The sequence below is a fragment of the Acidocella sp. genome, from assembly GCF_050253495.1.
In the GTDB taxonomy this organism is placed as follows: Bacteria; Pseudomonadota; Alphaproteobacteria; order Acetobacterales; family Acetobacteraceae; genus Acidocella.
Genome location: NZ_JBFWIX010000001.1, coordinates 311,217 through 332,623 on the forward strand (window position 1 = coordinate 311,217; position 21,407 = coordinate 332,623).

The 21,407-nt window shown below is 63.5% G+C and carries 23 protein-coding genes; 19 read left to right on the forward strand and 4 right to left on the reverse strand.

The genetic code is table 11. The annotated features are described in order from the left end of the window. Positions 1 to 6 precede the first annotated feature (6 nt). From AB7D48_RS01465 to pgmG, 6 genes are all read left to right on the forward strand, one after another. A complete protein-coding gene (locus AB7D48_RS01465) occupies positions 7 to 603 on the forward strand; it encodes an RNA-binding protein (protein WP_427975446.1) in 597 nt (198 codons plus the stop codon). Positions 604 to 665: 62 nt separating this feature from the next. Then, positions 666 to 3,353 (forward strand): translation initiation factor IF-2, encoded by a 2,688-nt coding sequence (gene infB / locus AB7D48_RS01470; protein WP_427975448.1) that lies wholly within the window; start codon positions 666 to 668, stop codon positions 3,351 to 3,353. Continuing rightward, a complete protein-coding gene (rbfA, locus tag AB7D48_RS01475; RefSeq protein WP_427975450.1) occupies positions 3,328 to 3,732 on the forward strand; it encodes a 30S ribosome-binding factor RbfA in 405 nt (134 codons plus the stop codon). The genes infB and rbfA overlap by 26 nt, the downstream gene beginning before the upstream one ends. Continuing rightward, positions 3,713 to 4,714: an L-threonylcarbamoyladenylate synthase gene (locus AB7D48_RS01480; protein ID WP_427975452.1), complete on the forward strand. Its 1,002-nt coding sequence runs from the start codon at positions 3,713 to 3,715 to the stop codon at positions 4,712 to 4,714. The genes rbfA and AB7D48_RS01480 overlap by 20 nt, the downstream gene beginning before the upstream one ends. Before the next feature lie 199 nt (positions 4,715 to 4,913). Beyond that, positions 4,914 to 5,789 (forward strand): UTP--glucose-1-phosphate uridylyltransferase GalU, encoded by an 876-nt coding sequence (gene galU / locus AB7D48_RS01485; RefSeq protein ID WP_427975454.1) that lies wholly within the window; start codon positions 4,914 to 4,916, stop codon positions 5,787 to 5,789. Between the two features lie 22 nt (positions 5,790 to 5,811). Then, positions 5,812 to 7,215 carry a phosphoglucomutase/phosphomannomutase PgmG gene (pgmG, locus tag AB7D48_RS01490; RefSeq protein ID WP_427975456.1) on the forward strand — a complete coding sequence of 468 codons (1,404 nt, stop codon included), beginning with the start codon at positions 5,812 to 5,814 and terminating at the stop codon, positions 7,213 to 7,215. 55 nt (positions 7,216 to 7,270) lie between these two features. On the opposite strand, the gene AB7D48_RS01495 is transcribed toward pgmG, so the two are convergent. Both AB7D48_RS01495 and def read right to left on the reverse strand, forming a co-directional pair. After that, positions 7,271 to 7,876 carry a COQ9 family protein gene (locus AB7D48_RS01495; RefSeq protein WP_427975457.1) on the reverse strand — a complete coding sequence of 202 codons (606 nt, stop codon included), beginning with the start codon at positions 7,874 to 7,876 and terminating at the stop codon, positions 7,271 to 7,273. Beyond that, positions 7,876 to 8,406: a peptide deformylase gene (gene def / locus AB7D48_RS01500; protein WP_427975459.1), complete on the reverse strand. Its 531-nt coding sequence runs from the start codon at positions 8,404 to 8,406 to the stop codon at positions 7,876 to 7,878. Before def ends, AB7D48_RS01495 begins: the two co-directional genes overlap by 1 nt. 137 nt (positions 8,407 to 8,543) lie before the next feature. Between def and rpsU the strand changes: the two genes are divergently transcribed. Continuing rightward, on the forward strand, positions 8,544 to 8,747 hold the full coding sequence (gene rpsU / locus AB7D48_RS01505) for a 30S ribosomal protein S21 (protein ID WP_007421557.1): 204 nt from the start codon (positions 8,544 to 8,546) through the stop codon (positions 8,745 to 8,747). A 101-nt stretch (positions 8,748 to 8,848) separates the two neighbouring features. On the opposite strand, the gene AB7D48_RS01510 is transcribed toward rpsU, so the two are convergent. Next, positions 8,849 to 9,097 (reverse strand): sulfurtransferase TusA family protein, encoded by a 249-nt coding sequence (locus tag AB7D48_RS01510; RefSeq protein WP_427975461.1) that lies wholly within the window; start codon positions 9,095 to 9,097, stop codon positions 8,849 to 8,851. Between the two features lie 55 nt (positions 9,098 to 9,152). Here AB7D48_RS01510 and AB7D48_RS01515 point away from each other — a divergent pair, with 55 nt between their 5' ends. The 9 genes from AB7D48_RS01515 (at position 9,153) to queG (ending at position 16,880) form a co-directional block, all read left to right on the forward strand. Then, entirely contained in the window at positions 9,153 to 9,563 is a 411-nt protein-coding gene (locus AB7D48_RS01515; RefSeq protein WP_427975463.1) for a Fur family transcriptional regulator, read from the forward strand. Then, entirely contained in the window at positions 9,560 to 10,396 is an 837-nt protein-coding gene (locus tag AB7D48_RS01520) for a GNAT family N-acetyltransferase (protein ID WP_427975465.1), read from the forward strand. The genes AB7D48_RS01515 and AB7D48_RS01520 overlap by 4 nt, the downstream gene beginning before the upstream one ends. Positions 10,397 to 10,451: 55 nt before the next feature. After that, positions 10,452 to 10,958, forward strand: a complete 507-nt coding sequence (locus AB7D48_RS01525) for an SspB family protein (protein WP_427975467.1) — start codon at positions 10,452 to 10,454, stop codon at positions 10,956 to 10,958. 5 nt (positions 10,959 to 10,963) lie between these two features. Further along, positions 10,964 to 12,610: a fumarate hydratase gene (locus tag AB7D48_RS01530; protein WP_427975469.1), complete on the forward strand. Its 1,647-nt coding sequence runs from the start codon at positions 10,964 to 10,966 to the stop codon at positions 12,608 to 12,610. A gap of 6 nt (positions 12,611 to 12,616) precedes the next feature. Beyond that, positions 12,617 to 13,012: a VOC family protein gene (locus AB7D48_RS01535; protein WP_427975470.1), complete on the forward strand. Its 396-nt coding sequence runs from the start codon at positions 12,617 to 12,619 to the stop codon at positions 13,010 to 13,012. After that, positions 13,012 to 14,046, forward strand: a complete 1,035-nt coding sequence (gene queA, locus AB7D48_RS01540; protein WP_427975471.1) for a tRNA preQ1(34) S-adenosylmethionine ribosyltransferase-isomerase QueA — start codon at positions 13,012 to 13,014, stop codon at positions 14,044 to 14,046. The genes AB7D48_RS01535 and queA overlap by 1 nt, the downstream gene beginning before the upstream one ends. 170 nt (positions 14,047 to 14,216) lie before the next feature. Continuing rightward, positions 14,217 to 15,344 carry a tRNA guanosine(34) transglycosylase Tgt gene (gene tgt, locus AB7D48_RS01545; RefSeq protein ID WP_427975472.1) on the forward strand — a complete coding sequence of 376 codons (1,128 nt, stop codon included), beginning with the start codon at positions 14,217 to 14,219 and terminating at the stop codon, positions 15,342 to 15,344. Continuing rightward, positions 15,341 to 15,808 carry a preQ(1) synthase gene (gene queF / locus AB7D48_RS01550; RefSeq protein WP_427975473.1) on the forward strand — a complete coding sequence of 156 codons (468 nt, stop codon included), beginning with the start codon at positions 15,341 to 15,343 and terminating at the stop codon, positions 15,806 to 15,808. Before tgt ends, queF begins: the two co-directional genes overlap by 4 nt. Then, positions 15,759 to 16,880, forward strand: a complete 1,122-nt coding sequence (gene queG, locus AB7D48_RS01555) for a tRNA epoxyqueuosine(34) reductase QueG (RefSeq protein ID WP_427975474.1) — start codon at positions 15,759 to 15,761, stop codon at positions 16,878 to 16,880. The genes queF and queG overlap by 50 nt, the downstream gene beginning before the upstream one ends. Here queG and AB7D48_RS01560 read toward each other — a convergent pair. After that, positions 16,818 to 18,017: an ATP-binding protein gene (locus AB7D48_RS01560; protein WP_427975476.1), complete on the reverse strand. Its 1,200-nt coding sequence runs from the start codon at positions 18,015 to 18,017 to the stop codon at positions 16,818 to 16,820. The two genes, queG and AB7D48_RS01560, sit on opposite strands and share 63 nt — an antisense overlap. Before the next feature lie 221 nt (positions 18,018 to 18,238). Here AB7D48_RS01560 and accD point away from each other — a divergent pair, with 221 nt between their 5' ends. From accD to AB7D48_RS01575, 3 genes are all read left to right on the forward strand, one after another. Continuing rightward, positions 18,239 to 19,099 (forward strand): acetyl-CoA carboxylase, carboxyltransferase subunit beta, encoded by an 861-nt coding sequence (accD, locus tag AB7D48_RS01565; RefSeq protein WP_427975478.1) that lies wholly within the window; start codon positions 18,239 to 18,241, stop codon positions 19,097 to 19,099. Then, a complete protein-coding gene (locus AB7D48_RS01570) occupies positions 19,096 to 20,388 on the forward strand; it encodes a bifunctional folylpolyglutamate synthase/dihydrofolate synthase (protein ID WP_427975480.1) in 1,293 nt (430 codons plus the stop codon). The genes accD and AB7D48_RS01570 overlap by 4 nt, the downstream gene beginning before the upstream one ends. Before the next feature lie 81 nt (positions 20,389 to 20,469). Next, positions 20,470 to 21,402 carry a purple acid phosphatase family protein gene (locus tag AB7D48_RS01575; RefSeq protein ID WP_427975482.1) on the forward strand — a complete coding sequence of 311 codons (933 nt, stop codon included), beginning with the start codon at positions 20,470 to 20,472 and terminating at the stop codon, positions 21,400 to 21,402. Positions 21,403 to 21,407 lie beyond the last annotated feature (5 nt).

Sequence of the window (21,407 nt, forward strand, 5' to 3'; positions counted from 1 at the left end):
GAAACAATGCCGGACGACGAACCAGAGACCGGACCGCTCAGGCGCTGCCTGGTCAACAGAACGCAGGGTCGGCGCGAGGAGATGCTCCGCTTCGCCATGGCGCCTGACGGGAGCCTGGTTTTCGACCCGCGCGCAACCCTGCCCGGACGCGGGTTGTGGTTGAGCTCGGACGGCGATGTGGTAGAATTGGCGGTCAAGCGTGGCGCGTTTCCCCGTGCCGCGCGGGCTCCGCTGCAAGTGCCCAAGGATTTGCGCACCCAGGTGGAGACGGCTTTGGCAAAGCGTATCACCGAACTGCTGGGGCTTGCACGGCGGAGCGGCGCCGCCATCTCGGGGTTTGAGAAGGCGCGGGAGTGGCTGCAAACCGGCAGGGGCGGTCTGATTCTCCAGGCCGCCGACGGCAGCGCCGAGGAACGCGCCCGGTTCGCGGGGGGGCGGGCGCTTCCCCGCGTGACGGTGCTCTCCGCCGCCGCGCTGGGCCGGATCTTCGGCCGGGAGCAGACGGTGCATGTGGTTGTGGCACCGGGACGCCTGGCCGGAATGATCGAAATCGAGGCGCGGCGCCTGCAAGGTGTTGCGAACGGAAGAGTAAGCGGGCAGTAGAGCCCAACAAACAAGGCCGGGGTCAAATCCGGCCGCGATGTGAAGATTGGACCGGATTAGGCATGAGTGACGGCAACGACCAGAATGAAACCAAGGGCAGGCTCTCGCTGCGCCCCGCCGCGCGCGGCGACGCCGGGCATACCGTCGATGCCGGATCCGTGCGGCAGAGCTTCTCGCATGGCCGTTCCAAGGTCGTGCAGGTCGAGGTTCGCAAGAAGCGCGGGGGTAATGGCCCGGGGGCAAGCGCTCCCGCCGCCAGCGGCGCGGCGCCCGCGCCCGCCACACTCTCCCTGAAGCCGCAGGGCGAGCGCCCAGCCTCGCGTCCTCGCCAGGGAGGAGGCGGTGCCCAGCGCGCCCTGACCGCCGCCGAACTCGCCAACCGCCAGCGCGTGCTGGCCGCCGCCGCGAAAGCCGAGGCCGAACGCCGCGAGCAGGAAAAGATTTCCATCCTCTCCGCCGCCGAGGAAGCCCGGCGCAAGGCCGAGGAGGACGCCAAGCGCGCCGCCGAGGAAGAGGCCCAGCGCAAGGCGGAAGAAGACGAGGCGGCCGCCAAGGCGCAGCGCGAGGCGGAAGAAGCCGCCAAGGCAAAACTTGAAAGCGCGCCGCCCAAGCCCGCCGCCCAGGCCCCCCAGCCGGCGCGCCCGGCGGCCCCCGTGGCCGCGCGCCCGGCGGCGGCCCCCAACCGGCCCGCCGCCAACCAGGCGCCGCGCGGCACCTTGCAGCTCAAACCCGGCGGACGCACCGGAGCCGAGGAAGAAGAGGATGCGCCGCGCGGACCGCGCCGCCCCTCCACCCCGGCCCCCAGGCGCGGCATGCCCGCCGCGCCCGCCAAGAAGATCGGCGATGGCAACCGCCGTGCCGGGCGCATCGACGTGCAGGCCGCCATCGAGGGTGAGGACGAGAAGACCCGCTCCCTGGCCTCCGTGCGCCGCCAGCGCGAGCGTGAACGCCGCCAGGCCGAGCTGGAGAAGCTGCGCTCCGACGGCGTGAAGGTGGTGCGCGAGGTCGTGCTGCCTGAAACCATCACGGTGCAGGAGCTTGCCAACCGCATGGCCGCCCCCGGGCGCGACGTGGTGCGCGCGCTGATGAAGATGGGCGTGATGGCCACCATCACCCAGGCCATCGATGCCGACACGGCCGAGCTGATCATCACCGAATTCGGCCATAAGGTCCGCCGCGTGTCCGATTCGGACGTGGAGATCGGCCTGGCGGGCGAGGTGGACACGGATGACGAGCTGCTCCCGCGCCCGCCTGTCGTCACCATCATGGGTCATGTCGATCACGGCAAGACCAGCCTGCTGGACGCGCTGCGCCATACGGATGTGGCCGCCGGGGAAGCGGGTGGCATCACCCAGCATATCGGCGCCTATCAGATCACCCTGCCCGCGGGCCAGGCGATCACCTTCCTGGACACGCCTGGCCATGAGGCTTTCACCGCCATGCGTGCCCGCGGCGCCGCCGCCACGGACATCGTGGTGCTGGTGGTCGCCGCCGACGACGGCGTGATGCCGCAGACCATCGAGGCGATCAAACATGCCAAGGCGGCGGATGTGCCCATCATCGTGGCGATCAACAAGATCGACCGCCCCGGCGCCGACGCCAACCGTGTCCGCAACGAGCTGCTGCAATATGAGATCGTCACCGAAAGCATGGGCGGCGACACCATGGATGTCGAGGTTTCGGCGCTGAAGAAGACCAATCTCGACAAGCTGGAGGAGGCGATCCTGCTCCAGGCCGAGGTGCTGGAGCTGAAGGCCAACCCTGACCGCGCGGCCGAAGGGGCGATCATCGAATCGCGCCTGGATAAGGGACGCGGCCCGGTGGCCACGGTGCTCGTGCAGAAAGGCACGTTGCACCAGGGTGAGATTGTGGTGGCGGGCGCCCAGTGGGGCCGCGTGCGCGCCATGATCAACGACAAGGGGCAACAGCTCAAGGAAGCCGCGCCGTCCCTGCCGGTGGAGATCCTCGGCCTGTCCGGCGCGCCCACGGCGGGCGAACCTTTTGTCGTCGTCGAGAACGAGCAGCGCGCCCGCGAGATCACCGAGTACCGTGCCGCCAAGCTGCGTGAACGCCAGGTGGCGGCGCAGACCGCCATGCGCGGCACGATGGAGGAGATGCTCGCCCGCATCCAGGCCGGCGCGCAGAAGGAAGTCGCGGTTGTCATCAAGGCCGACGTACAGGGCTCCGCCGAGGCGATCGGCGTGGTGCTCGGCAAGCTCGGCAACGAGGAGGTGCGGGTTCGCGTCATCTATTCCGGTGTCGGCCAGATCACCGAAAGCGATGTGCAGCTCGCCAAGGCCTCCGACGGCCTCATCATCGCCTTCAATGTCCGCGCCAATGCGCAGGCCCGCGACTTGGCCAACCGCGAGGGCGTGGATGTCCGCTATTATTCGATCATTTACGAGGTGGCGGACGATGTCGAGAAACTGGTCAAGGGCAAACTGGCCCCGGTGCACCGAGAGAAGTTCCTGGGCTATGCGGAGATCCGCCAAGTGTTCAACATCACCAAGACCGGCAAGGTCGCGGGGTGTTATGTCACCGAAGGCGTGGTCAAGCGCGGCTGCGGTGTCCGCCTGCTGCGCGACAATGTGGTGATTCACCAAGGCGAGCTGTCGCAGCTCAAGCGCTTCAAGGACGATGTGAAGGAAGTGGCGCGCGGCTATGAGTGCGGCCTGTCCTTCGCGGGCTTCCAGGATCTGCGCGAGGGCGATGTGGTGGAATGCTATGAAACCGAAATCGTCGCGCCCTGAAACCGGTCCCAGCCAACGCCAGCTCCGCGTTGGCGAGGAGATCAGGCACCTCCTCTCCGAGGTGATGCTGCGGACCGAGTTCCACGATCCGGATCTCGCTCAGGCGCATCTCACCGTCTCGGAGGTGCGTATGTCTCCCGACCTCAAGCACGCCCTGGTGTTCGCCACCGTGCTGGGCCAGAAGGACATCCGGCCGCTGCTGCCGGCGCTAAAGCGCGTCGCCCCGTTCCTGCGGTCGCAGATCGCACCGCGTTTGGGGCTGCGCGTGACGCCGGATCTGAAATTCGTGGCCGATGAGGCGCTGGACGAGGCGACGAAGATCAACCGCCTCCTGCACAGCCCGGAAGTGGCGCGGGATCTTGGACCAGAGCAGGACTGACCAGCCGGCCACCAAGCTGATCGCCAGCCCGGACCAGGCGGCCAGGCTGCTGCGCGCCGGGGAGCTGGTGGCTTTCGGGACGGAAACGGTCTACGGGCTGGGGGCCGACGCCACCAATGCTCAGGCCGTGGCGCGTATCTACGAGGCCAAGGGACGGCCCAGCTTCAACCCGCTGATCTGCCATTTCCCCTCCGCCGAGGCCGCCTTCAGGCATGTGCGGCCGAATGATCTGGCCGAAAAACTCGCCCGAAAATTTTGGCCCGGCCCGCTGACGCTGGTGCTGCCGCGCCAGGCTGGCTGCCCGGTCTCGCAACTCGCGGGAGCGGGGCTGCCCACGCTGGCCGTGCGGGTGCCCGCCCATCCCACCGCGCGGGAGCTATTGACGCTGACGGGGCTGCCGATCGCCGCTCCGTCCGCCAACCGCTCGGGCCGTGTCTCGCCCACCCGGGCGGCGCATGTGCTGGCGGATCTGGAAGGGCGCATCGCCGCCGTGCTGGAATGCGGCCCCTGTCAGGTGGGGCTTGAATCCACCGTGCTGGACCTGTCCGGCGAAATGCCGGCATTGCTGCGCCCTGGCTTCATCACACGCGAAATGCTGGAGGCCGAGACCGGCCCGCTGGCCAGCGCCGCCACACCGGGCGCAAAGCCGGTGGCGCCGGGTATGCTGGCCTCGCATTACGCCCCCACCCTGCCCGTGCGGCTGAACGCCACCGCGCCGGGGCCCGAGGAGGCTTATCTGGCCTTTGGCCCGGCACCGGCGAAGGGGCTGATCTTCCAGCTTTCGGATCGCCAGAGCCTCACCGAAGCGGCCGCAAATTTATTCGAAGGGCTGCATTGGCTGGACGAACACGCCACCCGGCAGGGTTGTGCCGCCATCGCCGCCGCGCCCATTCCCTCCACCGGGCTGGGACTGGCCATCAACGACCGGCTCTCCCGCGCCGCCGCGCCGCGCGCCGCCCCCTTGGCAAAACCATTTCGATAAAATACCGAACAACCATCATGAAGCCAGTTCCGCCCAGCCCGTTCAGACCCGCCGCGCGCTTTTTATGGCAAATTTGTCATCGCTTCCGCGTTACACCAACCCAATTTCTGTCGTAATTTCAGCTTAGCCCATCACCAAGCCGCCGCCCCGTCCGGAGTGTGGCGCCTCATTCAAGACCGTCGATCAGGAGGATTCCCCTTTGGTAAAACCCTTGCGCAAGGCCGTTCTACCCGTTGCCGGCCTCGGTACGCGCTTTCTGCCAGCCACCAAGGCCATGCCGAAGGAAATGCTCCCCGTCGTCGACAAACCATTGATCCAGTACGCCGTGGACGAGGCGCGCGCCGCCGGGATCGACCAGTTCTGCATGGTCACCGGCCGTGGCAAGACCGCCCTGATCGACCATTTTGACATTGCCTTCGAGCTGGAGGCGACCCTGGCCGAGCGCAACAAGCGCGAAGCCCTGATCTTGCTGCGCGAGGAGGCCATGCCTCCCGGCGCCATCACCACCGTGCGCCAGCAAGTGCCGCTGGGGCTGGGCCATGCCATCTGGTGCGCCCGCACCTTCATTGGCGACGATCCCTTCGCCATCCTGCTGCCGGACGACCTGGTGCTGAGCCAGACCCCCTGCACCGAGCAGCTCGCCAAGGTTTACAACGAAACCGGCGGCAATGTGGTCGCCATTTCCGAAGTCCCGAAAGAACATACCAACCGCTACGGCATTCTGAAGACCGGCAAGATCGAGGGCGACCTGGTGGAAGTCACCGGGCTGGTCGAGAAGCCGAAACCGGAGGAGGCGCCCTCCAACCTCTCCATCATCGGCCGCTATGTGATGCTGCCGGAGGTCATCACCTATCTTTCCCGCATGGAGGCCGGCGCCGGCAACGAGGTGCAACTGACCGACGCCATGGCCAAGATGATCGGCGAAAAACCCTTCCATGGACTCAAATTCGAGGGGCAGCGCTTCGATTGCGGCGACAAGGCGGGGTTTCTGGAGGCGCAGATCGCCTTCTCCCTCGCGCGCCCGGATCTTAGCCCCGCCGTGCGCGGCTTCCTTAAGAAATACGTGAACGCGTAACCCTGATTTCCAAGAGGAATCGATGAAATTTTTCCACGAGTTTTCCGCCAGCAGCCTGCGGGAATATGACATTCGCGGCATTGTCGGGCAGACATTGGGCGAGGCCGACGCCTTTGCCATTGGCCGCGTGTTCGGCTCCATCGTCGCCGAGACCGGCGGCAAGAAGGTCGCGGTCGGGCGCGATGGCCGGCTTTCCTCCCCGATGCTGGCGCAAGCGCTGATCGCCGGCTTGAAGGCCTCCGGCATGGAGGTGACGGATATAGGCCAAGGGCCCACCCCGATGCTCTATTTCGCCTCCTTCACCGAACCGGCCGACGGCGCGGTGATGGTGACGGGCAGCCACAATCCGCCGAACTATAACGGCTTCAAGATGATGCTGAAGAACAAGCCCTTCTTCGGCCCGCAGATCCAGGATCTCGGTGCGCGCGCGGCCAAGGGCCAGGTGGTGCCCGAAGCCAAGGGCCGCGTGATCGAAAAAGACATCTCGGACGCTTATATCGCCCGGCTGCTGAAGGATTGGGACGGCACCCGCGACCTGAAGATCGTCTGGGACAATGGCAACGGCGCCGCCGGCAATGTGCTGAAGAAGCTGGTGGCCAAGCTGCCCGGCAAGCACAAGCTGCTCTATGCCGAGGTGGACGGGACCTTCCCCAACCATCACCCAGACCCAACCGTGCCGAAGAATCTGGAAGCGCTGATCGAGGCCGTGAAAACCGAAAACGCCGATGTGGGCGTGGCGTTCGACGGCGATGCGGACCGTATCGGCCTTGTGGACAATGAAGGCCATATCCTGTTCGGCGACCAGTTCCTGGTGCTGATGGCGCGCGACGTGCTGAAATCTCACCCTGGCGGCACCATCATCGCCGATGTGAAGGCAAGCCAGGTGCTTTTCGACGAGGTCAGGAAAGCCGGCGGCACCCCCTTGATGTGGAAAACCGGCCACTCGCTGATCAAGTCCAAGATGGCCGAGACCAAGGCACCTTTGGCTGGCGAAATGTCCGGCCACATCTTCTATAACGACAAATGGTACGGGTTCGACGACGCGCTTTACGCCGCCGTGCGCGTGCTGGGCGTGATCGCGCGCATGCAGGGCACTGTGGGCGAGTTCCGCGCTTCGCTGCCGCAAGTCCTCAACACGCCCGAGCTGCGGTTCGACTGCCCGGAAGAGCGCAAATTCGCCGTGGTGGCGGAAGTGGCCGCCCGGCTGAAGGAAAGCGGCGCGAACGTCTCGGACACGGACGGTGTGCGCGTGAAAACCGAGGATGGCTGGTGGCTGCTGCGCGCCTCCAACACCCAGGCGGTGCTGGTGGCGCGGGCGGAAGCCGGCTCCGAGGCTGGGCTGATACGGCTGAAATCGGCCCTGGCGGCGCAGCTTTCCGCCTCCGGCCTGGCGCCGGATTTCTCCGCGCCGTCGGCGGGACACTAAATCTTCAAACCCTGACGGATAACCTCGCCTGCCCGCGCGGGCGCGGTTTTACCGTTCAGGCATGCCGGGGCAAAAGCGAGGGCACGCGCGGCAATCTGGCCTTCAACTTGCCGAACCGGCCCACCCCCGCCAGGCGGCGGTCCAGGAAGGCAAGGGTTTTTTCCGAATCCATCGAGGCATCGCTCAGCCAGTAGAACAGCGTGGCGGAGAGCACCGCGCCCAGAATGGCCCGCTTGCTGTACCAGGACATGTCCGCGCTCTTGTCCCCGGCCGCGAACCATACCGCATCCGCCATGCGGGCGATGATCTTCGCCAGGCGCGGCGCATTGCCCGGCAGAACCAGCCACGCCATGGCGCGGCGCACCGCCTCCTTCTCACCGCTCATCAGGCTCAACCGTTCAGCCACCGCCGCGCGCACCCGCGCGGTCAGGCTGGATTCAGCCAAGCGCCCCCGGCAGGCGGCAATCATCCGCTCGTCGCCCAGCTCGAAATAAGCCCGGATCATCTCCGCCCGGCCGCCAGGAAAAGCCAAATCCGCCTCCGCCGGGTCACGCCCCAGGCCGGATAGCGCCATGCGCAGGGATTTCACGGTCCAGCCATCGAACCCCGCATTCTGCGCCAGCGCATCGATCAGCGCCGCCTTGTCTTCATCGATCTGCATTACAAAAGCTCCGGAGCATAACGGTCCAGTTCCTCATTATACCCGAATAGCCGGAAATCCTCCATCCGCATCGGGTATAGCACACCGTCCAGATGGTCCGTCTCGTGCTGGACTACCCGCGCGGCAAAGCCGGACAATGTTTCCGCGAAAGGCCGCCCGGCCTCATCCTGGCCGGACAGCCCGACCTGCCGCCAGCGCGGCACCGCGGCGCGCAGGCCGGGAATCGAAAGGCACCCCTCCCACCCCAGCACCTTACCCGCGGCCTCCACCGGCGTGATCACGGGGTTGATCACGGCGCGCACGGGGATCGCCGCCCCCTCCCCCGCGCGGCTGGCGGGCACATGAAACAGGAACAGCCTGAGCGGCGCATGCACCTGGGGCGCGGCCAACCCCACTCCACCCGCATCGGCCATCGTCTCCGCCATATCGCCGATCAATGCCTGGATTTCGGGTATAGCCACATCCGCCACCGGCGCGGCGGCGGCGAGCAGAACCGGGTGACCCATGCGGGCGATCTTCAGGAGCGACATATTTGCATGATTGCCCCAGTAGAAATGATTTGGCGAGCGGGGAATTTGTGCTATAGGCGCCCAGGCTTCGCGGGGACGGTCTTGTCGACCGTGGTCCGCGTTTGTTTTTGGCAATCTTTTTTGGAGTTGGCGACCAGGTGCAAGTTCTCGTCCGTGATAATAACGTCGATCAGGCGCTGAAGGCGCTCAAGAAGAAGCTGCAGCGTGAAGGCGTGTTCCGCGAGATGAAGCTCCGCCGCCATTATGAAAAGCCCTCCGAGCGCCGTGCGCGCGAGGCCGCTGAGGCTGTCCGCCGCGCCCGCAAGATGGAGCGCAAGCGGATTGAGCGCGAGGGGTTCTAAAACCCTTTTTCCCGCCTTCGGGCGGTCATCGCATCCAAATTGCCAGAATCAGCCGCAGCACCTTTGGTGTTTGCGGCTTTTTCCCGTTCGACCAGCCAGGCTCAGCCCTTCTGGATCACCAGTACATGGCTGCCATCCGGCTGTTCCAGCAGGTCCAGCAGCTCGTGCCCCTGGTCCGCCGCCGCGCGGGGCACGTTGCGCAGCGGGTCCTCCCCTTTCAGCTTCACCAGCAGAATCTGCCCTTGCTCCATCACGTCCAGCGCAAGTCTGGTACGCACATAGGTCATCGGACAAGTCTCCGCCGTGATGTCGATGGCCCTGTCATGGACAGGCAGGTCAGTTATCGGCATGGCACCCCCCGTAAAGGCTGGACCGGATCAAAAACTTGGGCCACAAGGCTCAACGATGAATATAAGCATCGAACGCCTGTGCATAGAGAACGGGCTGAAGATGACAGGCCCGCGCCGGGTGATTGCGCGGGTGTTGTCTGAGGCAACCGACCACCCGGATGTGGAAGAGCTGCATCGGCGGGCCAACCGTGTCGACAACCGGATCTCGCTGGCCACCGTCTACCGCACCGTGCGGCTGCTGGAGACCAAGGGCATTCTCTCCCGCCGCGACCTTGGCAGCCGCCGGGCGCGCTATGAGCCGAGTGGCGATGGCCACCATTTCCATCTGGTCGACAAGGAGTCCGGCAAGGTGATCGAATTCGAGGCGCCGGATGTTGAAAACGCATTGCGCAAGGTCGCCCAGGCGCATGGGCTGGAGATCGACGTGATCAAGATCGAATTATTCGGGCGGCGGCCCGAGTCATGAATCAGAATGTGATGCCAGAATTGCCGCGTTTCACCATAGGGAACCAAGCCCCGGGCTTTCCTGAGTTGCGGGCGGGCAATCTCGGCGTGCGCCTGGCCACCACGGCGGAAGAGCTGAACGCCGCTCAGGCGTTGCGCTACCGTGTCTTCTACGAAGAGATGGGGGCGAAGGCGGATGCTCCGACACGCGCCGCCAAGCTGGACCAGGATGAGTTCGACGCCATCGCCGATCATCTTCTGGTGGTGGACCATGATCTCGGCGAGGGCGCCGCAGGCGTGGTCGGCACTTACCGGCTCATCCGGCAGGAGGCGGCGGAAGCCTTCGGGCGCTTCTATTCAGAAAGCGAATACGATATCTCCGCCCTGAAAACCTTCCCCGGCCGCAAGCTGGAACTGGGGCGCAGCTGTACCGCCACCGCCTATCGCAACCGCATGGTGATGCAACTGCTCTGGCGCGGCATTGCGGCTTATGTATTCCATTATGGGATCGAGCTGATGTTCGGCTGCGCCTCGCTGACGGGCACCGAGCCGGACCGGCTGGCCGAGGAGCTGACCTACCTCTCCCTGCATCACAGCGCCCCGGAGACGATCCGCCCGAGAGCCTTGCCGGAGCGCTATGTGGAGATGCGCCGCCTGCCGCCCGAGACGATCGACCCGAAACGGGCATTGATGCGCCTGCCGCCGCTGATTAAAGGCTATCTGAGACTCGGCGGCTTCGTGGGGGATGGCGCGGTGATCGATAACCAGTTCAATACGACGGATATCGCCATCATCGTGCAAACCGACCTGGTGACCGAGAAATATTACCGCCACTATGAGCGCGAAGCCCGCTGAACACGGGACTGCGAGCCAGAGCCCCGGCGCAACCGGGACTTGAAGGGACTGGACTATGGCCGAAGACGATCTGAACACGCCTGAATCACTGCTGCCCTACGATGAATGGACGCAGGATGCGCTGCGGCATGTGGTGGTGAGCGCGCTGCGCCATGTGGCGGCCGAAGGGCTGCCCGGCGGGCACCATTTCTATATCACCTTCAAGACCGCCTTTCCCGGCGTCTCCATCCCCGACCGGCTAAAAGCCCAGTACCCGGATGAAATGACCATCGTCCTGCAGCACCAGTTCCATTCCCTGCATGTGGACGAAGCCGCCACCTCCATGTCCGTGGGGCTGAGCTTCTCCGGCATTCCGACCACGCTGACGATCCCCCTTGCCGCCGTCACCAGCTTCGCCGACCCGGAAGTCCGCTTCGGGCTGCAGTTCCATGTGGACGTGCCCGAGCCGGTGACCACCGCCGATATTCCGGCCCCCCAAGGCGACGACGTGCCCGCGCGCCCCACCGATCAGCCCGCCGATGTGGTGAGCCTGGATGCTTTCCGCCGCCGTCAGAAAGACTGAAAATCATGAACGCACCCCTGAAACGTAGCCCAGGCTTCAATTTTTCGCCCATGTTCCCGCTGGGCGAGGATGACACGACATACCGCAAGCTCGATATCGAAGGCGTTTCCACCATCGAGGTCGAGGGTCGGACAATCCTGAAGATCTCCGAGGGCACGCTCTCCGAGCTGGCCTTCCAGGCTTATCACGACGTGTCCCACCTGCTGCGCCCGGCGCATCTGCGGCAGCTCGCCAATATTCTGAAAGACCCCGAGGCCAGCGAGAATGACCGCTATGTGGCCATGGAGTTCCTGAAGAACGCCGCCATCGCCGCCAAGGGGATCCTGCCCATGTGCCAAGATACAGGCACGGCGCTGGTGTTCGGCAAGAAGGGCCAGCGCGTCTGGGTCGAGGGCAATGAGGAGGAGGCTTTCTCCTGGGGTGTGGCGCGTACCTATACCGAGACCAATCTGCGCTATTCGCAGATGGCGCCGCTGACCATGTTCGACGAGAAGAACACCGGCAACAACCTGCCGGTGCAGTTCGACATCATGGCTTCCCCCGGCGACTACCACCCGGATGAGTTCAGCCTGCAATTCATCGCCAAGGGCGGCGGATCGGCCAACAAGACCTATCTGTTCCAGGAGACCCGCGCGGTTCTGACACCGGAAAAGATCTACGCCTTCCTGGAAGCCAAGATCAAAACGCTCGGCACCGCCGCATGCCCGCCTTACCATCTGGCGATCGTGATCGGCGGGACCTCGGCGGAGCTGAACCTGAAAACGGTCAAGCTCGCCTCCACCAAATATTACGACCATCTGCCCACCAGCGGCGACGCCACCGGCCATGCCTTCCGCGACCTGGAGATGGAGCGGCAAGTGCTGGAGATCTCCCGCAAGATCGGCATCGGCGCGCAGTTTGGCGGCAAATATTTCTGCCACGATGTGCGGGTGATCCGCCTGCCCCGGCATGGCGCGTCCCTGCCCATCGGCATCGGCGTCTCCTGCTCGGCGGACCGGCAGATCAAGGCCAAGATCACGCCGCAAGGTGTGTTCCTGGAACAGCTTGAGACCAACCCGGCCAAATATCTGCCGGAAATCACGGATGAGCATCTGGGTGGCGATGTGGTCGCCATCGACCTCAACCGGCCGATGCAGGAGATTCTGGGGGAGCTTTCCAAGCACCCGGTCAAAACCCGCGTGGCGCTGACCGGCACCATCGTGGTGGCGCGCGACATCGCCCACGCCAAGCTGCAGGAGCGGCTGAACCGTGGCGAGGGCATGCCGGACTACATGAAGAACCATCCGGTCTATTATGCCGGCCCGGCCAAAACGCCGGAGGGCATGCCGACCGGCAGCTTCGGCCCCACCACCGCCGGGCGCATGGACAGCTATGTGGATGCCTTCCAGGAAGCCGGCGGCTCCATGGTGATGCTGGCCAAGGGCAACCGCTCCAAGGCCGTGACGGAGGCCTGCCACAAACATGGCGGCTTCTATCTCGGCTCCATCGGCGGCCCGGCCGCGGTGCTGGCACAGAACAACATCACCAAGGTCGAGGTTCTGGAATATCCGGAGCTTGGCATGGAAGCCGTGTGGAAGATCGAGGTGAAGGATTTCCCGGCCTTTATCGTGGTCGACGACAAGGGCAATGATTTCTTCGCCGGTCTTGCGTAACCGGCCATGAAATTCACCGTCGACCGCATCGACCATGTGGTGATGGTCTGCCGTGACCTGAACGTCACGGCGGGCTGGTATCAGCGTGTGCTGGGCATGGAGCGCGAGGAGTATGGCGGCAAGAACCGCACGGCGCTGCGCTTCGGCGCGCAGAAGATCAACCTCCACGAAATTGGGCATGAGGTGATCCCGCATGCGCAGATGGCCCAGCCCGGCACGCTGGACCTCTGCTTCGTGGTCGCGGTGCGGCCGGAAGATGTGGTGGGGCACCTGCATGGCTGCGGCGTGTCCATCGAGCGCGGGCCGGTTTCGCGCATCGGGGCCCTGGGCGACATCATGTCCATCTATTGCCGCGACCCGGACGGTAATCTGATCGAGCTGGCATCCTATCTGGGGGCCTGATGCAGCTTTCAGAGTTCGGCTATGAGTTGCCGCCGGAGCGGATCGCCACCGCCCCGGCGCGCCCGCGTGATTCCGCCCGGTTGCTGCATGTGGCGGCGGATGGGCTGCGCGACCATATCGTGCGTGATCTCCCCAGCCTGCTGCGCCCGGACGATTTGCTGGTGGTCAACGATACCAAGGTGATCCCCGCCCAGCTCACAGCCAGGCGTGGCGAGGCGAAGATCGGCATCACGCTGGACCGGCGGCTGGATGACGGCGCTTGGCATGTGCTGCTGCGCAATTCCAGGCGCGTGAGGCAGGGCGACGTGCTGGTGATCGACCCCGCTTTCTCCGCCACCGTGGTGGAGATGGAAGCGGGCGGCGCCGCGATTTTGCGTTTCACGGCGGATGATTTTTACGCTGCCCTCGCCCGTTCCGGCGCGCTGGCCCTGCCACCTTACATCGCCCGGCCGGACGGCATTACCGAGCAGGATAAAAGCGACTACCAGACCCTGTTCGCCGCGCATGAGGGGGCTGTCGCGGCACCCACCGCGGGGCTGCATTTCACTCCGGCGCTGCTGGAGACGCTGCGGACGCGCGGCATCGAGATGGCGAAGGTGACCCTGCATGTCGGCGCTGGGACATTTCTGCCCGTGCGGGTGGAAAACATCGAAGAGCATAAGATGCATGCCGAGCGCGGCACCATCACGGAAGATACCGCCCGGCGCATCAACGCGGCCAAGGCGGCGGGGCGGCGGATCATCCCCATCGGCACCACCGCGCTGCGCCTGCTGGAATCCGCCGCCACGGCGCAGGGCATGCTGAAGCCGTTTGATTCCGAGACGGAGATTTTCATCTATCCCGGCTATCGTTTCAGGATCGCCGATGCGCTGTTCACCAATTTCCACCTGCCGCATTCCACCCTGCTGATGCTGGTGAGCGCCTTCGCGGGCACAGAGCGGATCAAATCCGCCTATGCGCACGCCGTTACGAGCGGCTACCGGTTCTATTCCTATGGCGATGCGTGCTTGCTTGAAAAGCAGGGTGAATCATAACTGGGCGAAGCCGAGCCTGCTGGCCGCGGCATATCTTGCCTGTCTTGATCGGTTTGGGGGCCATGGGCCGCTCTACCCTCTGAATAGCTACCTGGTTTAACTAGCATGGCCAAAACCCCGTCTCATGAGATCATCTGGCACTTTCCAGCCAACCCCGCTAATTCCCTTCCATGACCACCCCAGAATTCTCCTTCATCCTGGCGGGCCAGGACGGCCATGCCCGCGCCGGATTGCTCACCACCGCCCATGGCGAAGTGCCGACCCCCACCTTCATGGCCGTGGGCACGGCCGGCACGGTGAAGGCCATGACAGCGGACGCCGTGCGCGCCACGGGTGCGAAGATCGTGCTCGGCAACACCTATCATCTCATGCTGCGCCCCACGGCGGAACGCGTGGCGAGGCTCGGCGGGTTACACAAGATGATGGACTGGCCAGGCCCCATCCTTACGGATTCTGGCGGGTTCCAGATCATGTCGCTCGCCAAGCTGCGCAAGCTGGAGGAAAAGGGCGTTACCTTTCGTTCGCATATCGACGGCGCCGCTTATGAATTGACGCCTGAGCGCTCCACGGAGATCCAGCATCTGCTGGATTCCACCATCACGATGCAGTTGGATGAATGCACCAAATTTCCCGCCACCCATCAGGAGGCGAAGGACTCGATGGAACTTTCCATCCGCTGGGCCAAACGCTCGCGCGATGCATTTACGAAGCGCCCCGGCTATGGGCAGTTCGGCATCATGCAAGGCAATGTCTATGAGGATCTGCGGCGCCATTCCGCCGAGGGGCTGGTGGAGCTGGATTTCGAGGGTTACGCCATTGGCGGGCTGGCCGTGGGGGAAGGCCAGGAGATGATGTTCTCCGTGCTGGATTACTGCACCGATTTCCTGCCCGCGAACAAGCCGCGCTACCTCATGGGCGTTGGCACACCGGACGATCTGCTAGGCGCCGTGGCGCGCGGGGTGGATATGTTCGATTGCGTGATGCCCACCCGCGCGGGACGCACCGCGCGGGCCTTCACCTCCAACGGCATTTTCAATATGCGCAATGCCCGCTTTCAGGACGATGCGCGCCCGCTGGATGAAAACTGCACCTGCCTTTGCTGTACACGCCACACGCGGGCTTATCTGCACCATCTCTTCCGCTGCGAGGAAATGCTGGGGCCGATGCTGCTCACCACCCATAACCTGACCTATTATCAGACCGTGATGCAGGGGGCGCGGACGGCGATTCTGGACAAGGACTATGGCGCCTATTGCGCCGATATACGGGGCAACTGGCGGAGAGGACCAGACGCATGAGCACAGACGAGCGTTATGCCGGGTTGCAACAGCTTGGCACCAAGACCGAAATGCCCGCCAGCCCGGACCAGGCGGTGCTGGAGCGCGTGCCCGCCAAAACCGGCGGCAAGAACGCGATGGTGCGTTTCGTCTGCCCGGAATTCACCTCCCTCTGCCCGATGACAGGTCAGCCGGATTTCGGTCATATCGTCATCGACTATATTCCCGATGAATGGTTGGTGGAGAGCAAATCGCTGAAGCTGTTCTTGCAGTCCTTCCGTAACCATGGCGGATTTCATGAAGCCTGCTCCTTGATGATCGCGGACCGGCTGGTGGAATTGCTCTCCCCGAAATGGCTGCGCCTGGGCGCCTATTGGTATCCACGCGGCGGGATTCCCATCGACGTGTTCTGGCAAACCGGCAAACCGCCCGAAGATGCCTGGATCCCCGACCAGGGCGTTCCCCCTTACCGTGGCCGGGGCTGATTTAAAAAACCAGATCGCGGCGAAGGCGGCGGAACTGGGCTTTGCCACCACGGGCTTCACCCGCGCCAGCCTGCCACCCGAGCGTCTGGCCTGGCTGCAGGATTTCCTGGCACAAGGCCGGCATGGCGGCATGGGCTGGATGGCCGAACGCGTGGACCAACGCGCCCACCCGCAAGTCTTGTGGCCAGAGGCGTTGAGCGTGATCTCCCTGGGGTTTTCCTACGCGCCGGAAGGCAATGCGCTGGATAATCTAACCAAGCCGAAAGTCGGGAATATTTCAGTCTATGCCCGCAACCGGGATTATCATGACATCGTTAAGGGCAAGCTGAAGCACCTCGCCCAGTTCATCGCCACGCGCGGCGAGGGCGTGAAGGTGTTCGTGGACACAGCGCCCGTCATGGAAAAACCACTCGCTGAGCAGGCCGGGCTAGGCTGGCAGGGCAAGCATACCAATCTCGTCTCCCGTTCGCACGGTTCCTGGTTGTTCCTGGGAGAAATCTATACCACCCTGGAGTTGGCGCCGGACGCGCCGGAGCGCGACCATTGCGGCAGTTGCACCGCCTGCCAAACCGCCTGCCCCACCCAGGCCTTTCCAGCACCTTATAAGCTCGATGCGCGGCGCTGCATCTCCTACCTCACCATCGAACATGACGGGCCGATCCCGCGAGAGTTTCGTGCCGGCATCGGCAACCGCATCTATGGCTGCGACGATTGCCTGGCCGTCTGCCCCTGGAACAAATTCGCCCGGGCCGGGCAAGAGTTGAAGCTGGCGGCACGGCCGGATTTAACAGCACCCGTGCTGGCCGAACTGGCGGTGCTGGATGATGCCGGATTTCGGCGGAAATTTGCAGGATCACCGATCAAACGCATCGGGCGGAACAGGTTGGTGCGGAACGTGGCGGTTGCGATTGGAAATAGTGGAGAGGTGGGGTTACTGCCGGTGGCGGAACAATTGGCGGCGGATGACGACACCGTGGTAGCCGAAGCAGGGAGATGGGCCATGAAGAAGCTAGGCATCCGCTTGAGCCCAATCTCTTCCTGGAATAATCCTTTTCATAAACTCATCAAATAACGGTACCGTGAACGCTGTATCACCGTGTGTTGGGCTCCAAATCATCCCTTTTGCAATTAAGCTGCTTCGAATCGGCCCTAATGAAGACGTTGCGCGCCCCAGTTCCTCCGCAATATCTCCCGATCTGTGCGGACCAGTTCCCAACTCAGCCATTGCGCGCAAGTATTGCTTCTCTTTTGGGGTAAGCCGATCAAATCTAACCCTAAAGAAACTCTCGTCTAAAGCCGCAATTGTCTGATTAGAGGCATCGTTCACGTCATTGATAGAGATCGGGCTCTGTCGTGCAACATCCCATGCATGCTTTCCCCATTCTTGAAGAAAATATGGATAACCTTTTGTTTTATCCACAATCGATTCCACTGCATCGGCATTTATTTCTGCACCTTCATCCTTGATGGGTTTCACGATGGCCTCGGTTGCATCGGAAGAACTTAGCGCGCCAATCTCTGGAAAATCGAATAGACGTTCAGCATATGATTTTGCTTCTCCCATTTTGCCGCGCAGCTGGGGCAATCCAGCACCGATGGCAGTTATAGGCAGTTGCTTTTGCGAACAACGATGCAAGGCTGAAATAAACGCCGCCAGTTGCTCCTCCTTTACGTACTGAAGCTCATCAATGTAAATCGCGACAATTGTATTTGCCGCTTTTGCAGCGAGCCCTACTTGTTCCAGCAGCATGCTTAAGTCGCCTTCGAGTTCACCATTATCCGCAAGACCCGGCTCTGGATCATAGTCAAAGCCAACTTCTATATCGTTATAGGTCATCTTTAACTTGCTGGCGAAGCCGACCAACGCCCTCAAACCTCGAATTGCGTAATCCTCCGCCTTCGCTAGGCGGCTCAAGCGAAGCAAACCCAATCTCAATTGTGGCGCTAGCATCGCTGGCAATGAACGACCTTCAGGCGCTTCTATCCGCACGGAAACGACCCCTTCGCTCTCTGCATCCCTCATCATCTGGTCTAGAAGCACAGTTTTTCCGACGCCACGAAGCCCAACAAGCATCATACTTTTAGCCGGCCGGCCTATGCGGAGACGCCCTAAACACTGACGCATTTTTTCACGGACGCTATCTCGTCCGGCAAGTTCCGGGGGAGGAGTGCCTGCGCCAGGCGCAAAGGGATTGCGTATCGGGTCCATAATTGTATCTACTTTAGGAAATTTATCTTATGAACATAAATTCAATAATATTTGTACATTTTGTCAAGCACAACTTCACGCACGCCCCCTGAAACCGCAAACTCTGCTTAACGAGGAACTGACAGGCTGTTTTATCCGCCGCATACTCGCGGGGTGCCTACCCCCACCTCTCCGTCTCCCGAAACCTTCCCTTCCCCCCGCAAACCGGCTAAATCCCCGCTATGAGCTGGCTTACCGAATTCGTCCGTCCCAAAATCCGCACCTTGCTGGGCCGCCAGGAAGTGCCGGATAATCTGTGGCATCAATGCCCCGCCTGCCAGCAGATGATCTTCCATACGGAGCTGGCGGCCAATAAGAAGGTCTGCCCGCATTGCGGCCACCATATGCGCGCCACCGCGCAGGAGCGTCTGGCCTGGACGTTCGATGATGGCGAATTCACCCGGATCGAGCTGCCGAAAGCCGTGCACGACCCGCTGAAATTCCGCGACCAGAAGCGTTATACGGACCGGCTGAAGGAAGGGCGGGACAAAACCAAGCAGGACGACGCCATTCTGGTGGCCCATGGCATGGTGGGCGGGGCCAACACGGTCGTGGCCGCCATGTCCTTCGAGTTCATGGGCGGCTCCATGGGCTCCGCCGTGGGCGAGGGGCTGGTGGCCGCCGCGCGCCTAGCCGTGCTGCAGAACGCCCCGCTTATCGTCTACACCGCTTCCGGCGGCGCGCGGATGCAGGAAGGCGCCATCAGCCTGATGCAGATGCCGCGCTCCATCATCGCCAGCCAGATGGTGAAGGAAGCCGGGCTGCCCTATATCGTGGTGCTGACGGACCCGACCACGGGTGGTGTCACCGCCTCCTTCGCCATGCTGGGCGATATTCAGATCGCCGAACCGGGCACGCTCATCGGCTTTGCCGGGGCACGCGTGATCGAGCAGACCGTGCGCGAAAAACTGCCCGAGGGCTTCCAGCGCGCTGAATATCTGCATGAGCATGGCATTATCGACATGGTCGTGAAGCGCGGCGAACTGACCGAGACGCTGGCGCGAATCATATCCCTGGCCACCGCCAACAAGAAGGCCGCTTGACCAACGAGCTTCAACACGAGGCCGGGGCCACGGGGGCCCGGCTAAAGGTGAGCGCCGCGCTGGAACGGCTGCACAAGCTGTATCCACGCATGATCGATTTGAAAATCGACCGGCTGGAACGGCTGCTGGCGGATCTCGGATCGCCTGAAAAACGTCTCCCGCCGGTGATCCACGTGGCGGGCACCAATGGCAAGGGCTCCGTCTGCGCGCTGGCGCGCGCCAGCGCCGAGGCGGCGGGGCTAAAGGCGCATGTATTCACCTCCCCGCATCTGGTACGGTTCAATGAACGGATCAGGCTGGCCGGTGTGCTGGCCACGGATGAGCAACTGGCCGAGGCGCTGGATGCAATCGAGTCCGTCAACAAAGCCAACCAGATCACGGTGTTCGAGGCGATCACCGCCACGGCCTTCTGGCTGTTCGCGCGGGTGCCCGCGGATCTCTGCCTCGTCGAGGTTGGGCTGGGCGGGCGGATGGACGCCACCAATGTCATCTCCCCCGCCGCCTGCGCGATTACGTCCATCTCGCTCGACCATCAGGATTTTCTGGGTGACACGCTGGAACTGATCGCGGGAGAGAAGGCTGGGATCATCAAGCCTGGCATCCCGGTCGTCACCGGCTATCAGCCTGCCTCGGTGCTGGCGCGCATCGCCGCCGAAGCCGCGCAGAAAGGGGCACCGCATCTGCGCCGGGGGCTGGAATGGGCGGTGGAGCCAACCGCCGCCGGCATGACATATGATGGCATCGCCCTGCCCCACCCGGCTCTGACCGGCCCGCATCAGATTGAGAATGCGGGCATCGCCCTCACCGCCTTGCGCGCCGCCGGGTTCAAACTTACGCCGGATGCCATGGCGGCGGGCATGCGCGCGGCCACATGGCCCGCCCGGCTGCAAAGGCTGCGCGGACCGCTTACGGCACTGCTGCCCCCGGGCTCCGAATTATGGCTGGATGGCGCCCACAATCCTGGCGGGGCGGAAACCCTGGCCCGGCAACTGCGGGATTGGGGCACGCCCACAACCGTGATTCTGGGCATGAAGCAATCCAAGGATGTCGCGGAGTTCATCCGCATTGTCGCCCCGCATGCCGCCGCGCTTTACGCCGTGGCGGAACCCGAGCAGCATCTGGCCTTGCCTGTGGCGCAGATCATCGCGGCATCCGGCGGTCTCGCCCTGCCAGGGCCGGATCTGCGCGGCGCATTGGCGCAAATCGCCGCGCCCACCCGCGTGCTGGTCTGCGGCAGCCTTTATCTGGCGGGAGAGGTTTTGAAACTGGACGAAGCGGTGATGGCCTAGCGCTTGCCGCTTGTCATGAAATTGTCTCACACACGGGTTCGTAGCGTTTGCTACAGAGCGCCGGTGCCATCAGGAGCCGTCATGAAGCTGACCCGCCGCCAATTCACAGCCACCAGCGCCGTTCTGGGCACCGGCATGGCACTGACCCGCCCGGCCAGCGCCGAGGATGGATCGATTTCCTTCCTGCTCGTCGGGGATTGGGGGCGGCATGGCCATCATCACCAGCGCGCCGTGGCCCGCCAGATGGCCCGCACCGCGCACGAGATCGGCAGCCTGCACACCGTCTCGGTCGGCGATAATTTCTACGAAAACGGAGTGGAGTCGGTCACCGACCCGCAATGGCAAAGCTCATTCGAACACGTCTATACCGAAGCCTCCCTGCAAACGCCCTGGAAGGCCATTCTCGGCAATCATGATTACCGGGGCAATGTGCAGGCCCAGTTGGATTACACCCGGCACAGCCAACGCTGGCAGATGCCCGCGCGCTATTACATGGAAACCACCGCCCTGCCCGGCGGCGCCATGGCCGCGTTTTATTATCTGGATACCTCACCCTTCATCAAAAAATACCATGGCACCCGCGTCGCGGTGGATGGGCAGAACAGCCAGGAACAGCTCGACTGGCTGGACGCGAAACTCACCGCCTCGAAAGCGGAATGGAACATCGTGATCGGCCATCATCCCATCTATACCGCGCAATCGGACATGGACGGATACGACCACGACCAGCCGGATTTGATCGCGCGGCTGAATCCCATTCTGCGCAAGCATCATGTGCCCATCTATATTTGTGGGCACGACCATATTCTACAGGCGGTGCGGATGGAGGGCATCTGCTATGTCTGCACGGGCGCCGGATCAGAAACCTACCGGCCGGAGCCCGCCATTCGCGGCGGCTTCGCCTCGGGCGCGCATGGTTTCATGGTGGCACGGCTTTCCGGCGGGCAATTGGACTATTCGCTGGTGGATGAGCGCGGCGCCGCGCTTTATTCCCAGTCCATCGTGCGGATGTAAGCGCG

Bases quoted from the DNA above. Each gene is read 5' to 3' on its own strand.
- AB7D48_RS01465 (WP_427975446.1), top strand. From the start codon at position 7: ATGCCGGACGACGAACCAGAGACCGGACCGCTCAGGCGCTGCCTGGTC.
- infB (WP_427975448.1), top strand. From the start codon at position 666: ATGAGTGACGGCAACGACCAGAATGAAACCAAGGGCAGGCTCTCGCTG.
- rbfA (WP_427975450.1), top strand. From the start codon at position 3,328: ATGAAACCGAAATCGTCGCGCCCTGAAACCGGTCCCAGCCAACGCCAG.
- pgmG (WP_427975456.1), top strand. From the start codon at position 5,812: ATGAAATTTTTCCACGAGTTTTCCGCCAGCAGCCTGCGGGAATATGAC.
- AB7D48_RS01495 (WP_427975457.1), bottom strand. From the start codon at position 7,876: ATGCAGATCGATGAAGACAAGGCGGCGCTGATCGATGCGCTGGCGCAG.
- def (WP_427975459.1), bottom strand. From the start codon at position 8,406: ATGTCGCTCCTGAAGATCGCCCGCATGGGTCACCCGGTTCTGCTCGCC.
- AB7D48_RS01510 (WP_427975461.1), bottom strand. From the start codon at position 9,097: ATGCCGATAACTGACCTGCCTGTCCATGACAGGGCCATCGACATCACG.
- AB7D48_RS01515 (WP_427975463.1), top strand. From the start codon at position 9,153: ATGAATATAAGCATCGAACGCCTGTGCATAGAGAACGGGCTGAAGATG.
- AB7D48_RS01520 (WP_427975465.1), top strand. From the start codon at position 9,560: ATGAATCAGAATGTGATGCCAGAATTGCCGCGTTTCACCATAGGGAAC.
- AB7D48_RS01525 (WP_427975467.1), top strand. From the start codon at position 10,452: ATGGCCGAAGACGATCTGAACACGCCTGAATCACTGCTGCCCTACGAT.
- AB7D48_RS01530 (WP_427975469.1), top strand. From the start codon at position 10,964: ATGAACGCACCCCTGAAACGTAGCCCAGGCTTCAATTTTTCGCCCATG.
- AB7D48_RS01535 (WP_427975470.1), top strand. From the start codon at position 12,617: ATGAAATTCACCGTCGACCGCATCGACCATGTGGTGATGGTCTGCCGT.
- queA (WP_427975471.1), top strand. From the start codon at position 13,012: ATGCAGCTTTCAGAGTTCGGCTATGAGTTGCCGCCGGAGCGGATCGCC.
- tgt (WP_427975472.1), top strand. From the start codon at position 14,217: ATGACCACCCCAGAATTCTCCTTCATCCTGGCGGGCCAGGACGGCCAT.
- queF (WP_427975473.1), top strand. From the start codon at position 15,341: ATGAGCACAGACGAGCGTTATGCCGGGTTGCAACAGCTTGGCACCAAG.
- queG (WP_427975474.1), top strand. From the start codon at position 15,759: ATGCCTGGATCCCCGACCAGGGCGTTCCCCCTTACCGTGGCCGGGGCT.
- AB7D48_RS01560 (WP_427975476.1), bottom strand. From the start codon at position 18,017: ATGGACCCGATACGCAATCCCTTTGCGCCTGGCGCAGGCACTCCTCCC.
- accD (WP_427975478.1), top strand. From the start codon at position 18,239: ATGAGCTGGCTTACCGAATTCGTCCGTCCCAAAATCCGCACCTTGCTG.
- AB7D48_RS01575 (WP_427975482.1), top strand. From the start codon at position 20,470: ATGAAGCTGACCCGCCGCCAATTCACAGCCACCAGCGCCGTTCTGGGC.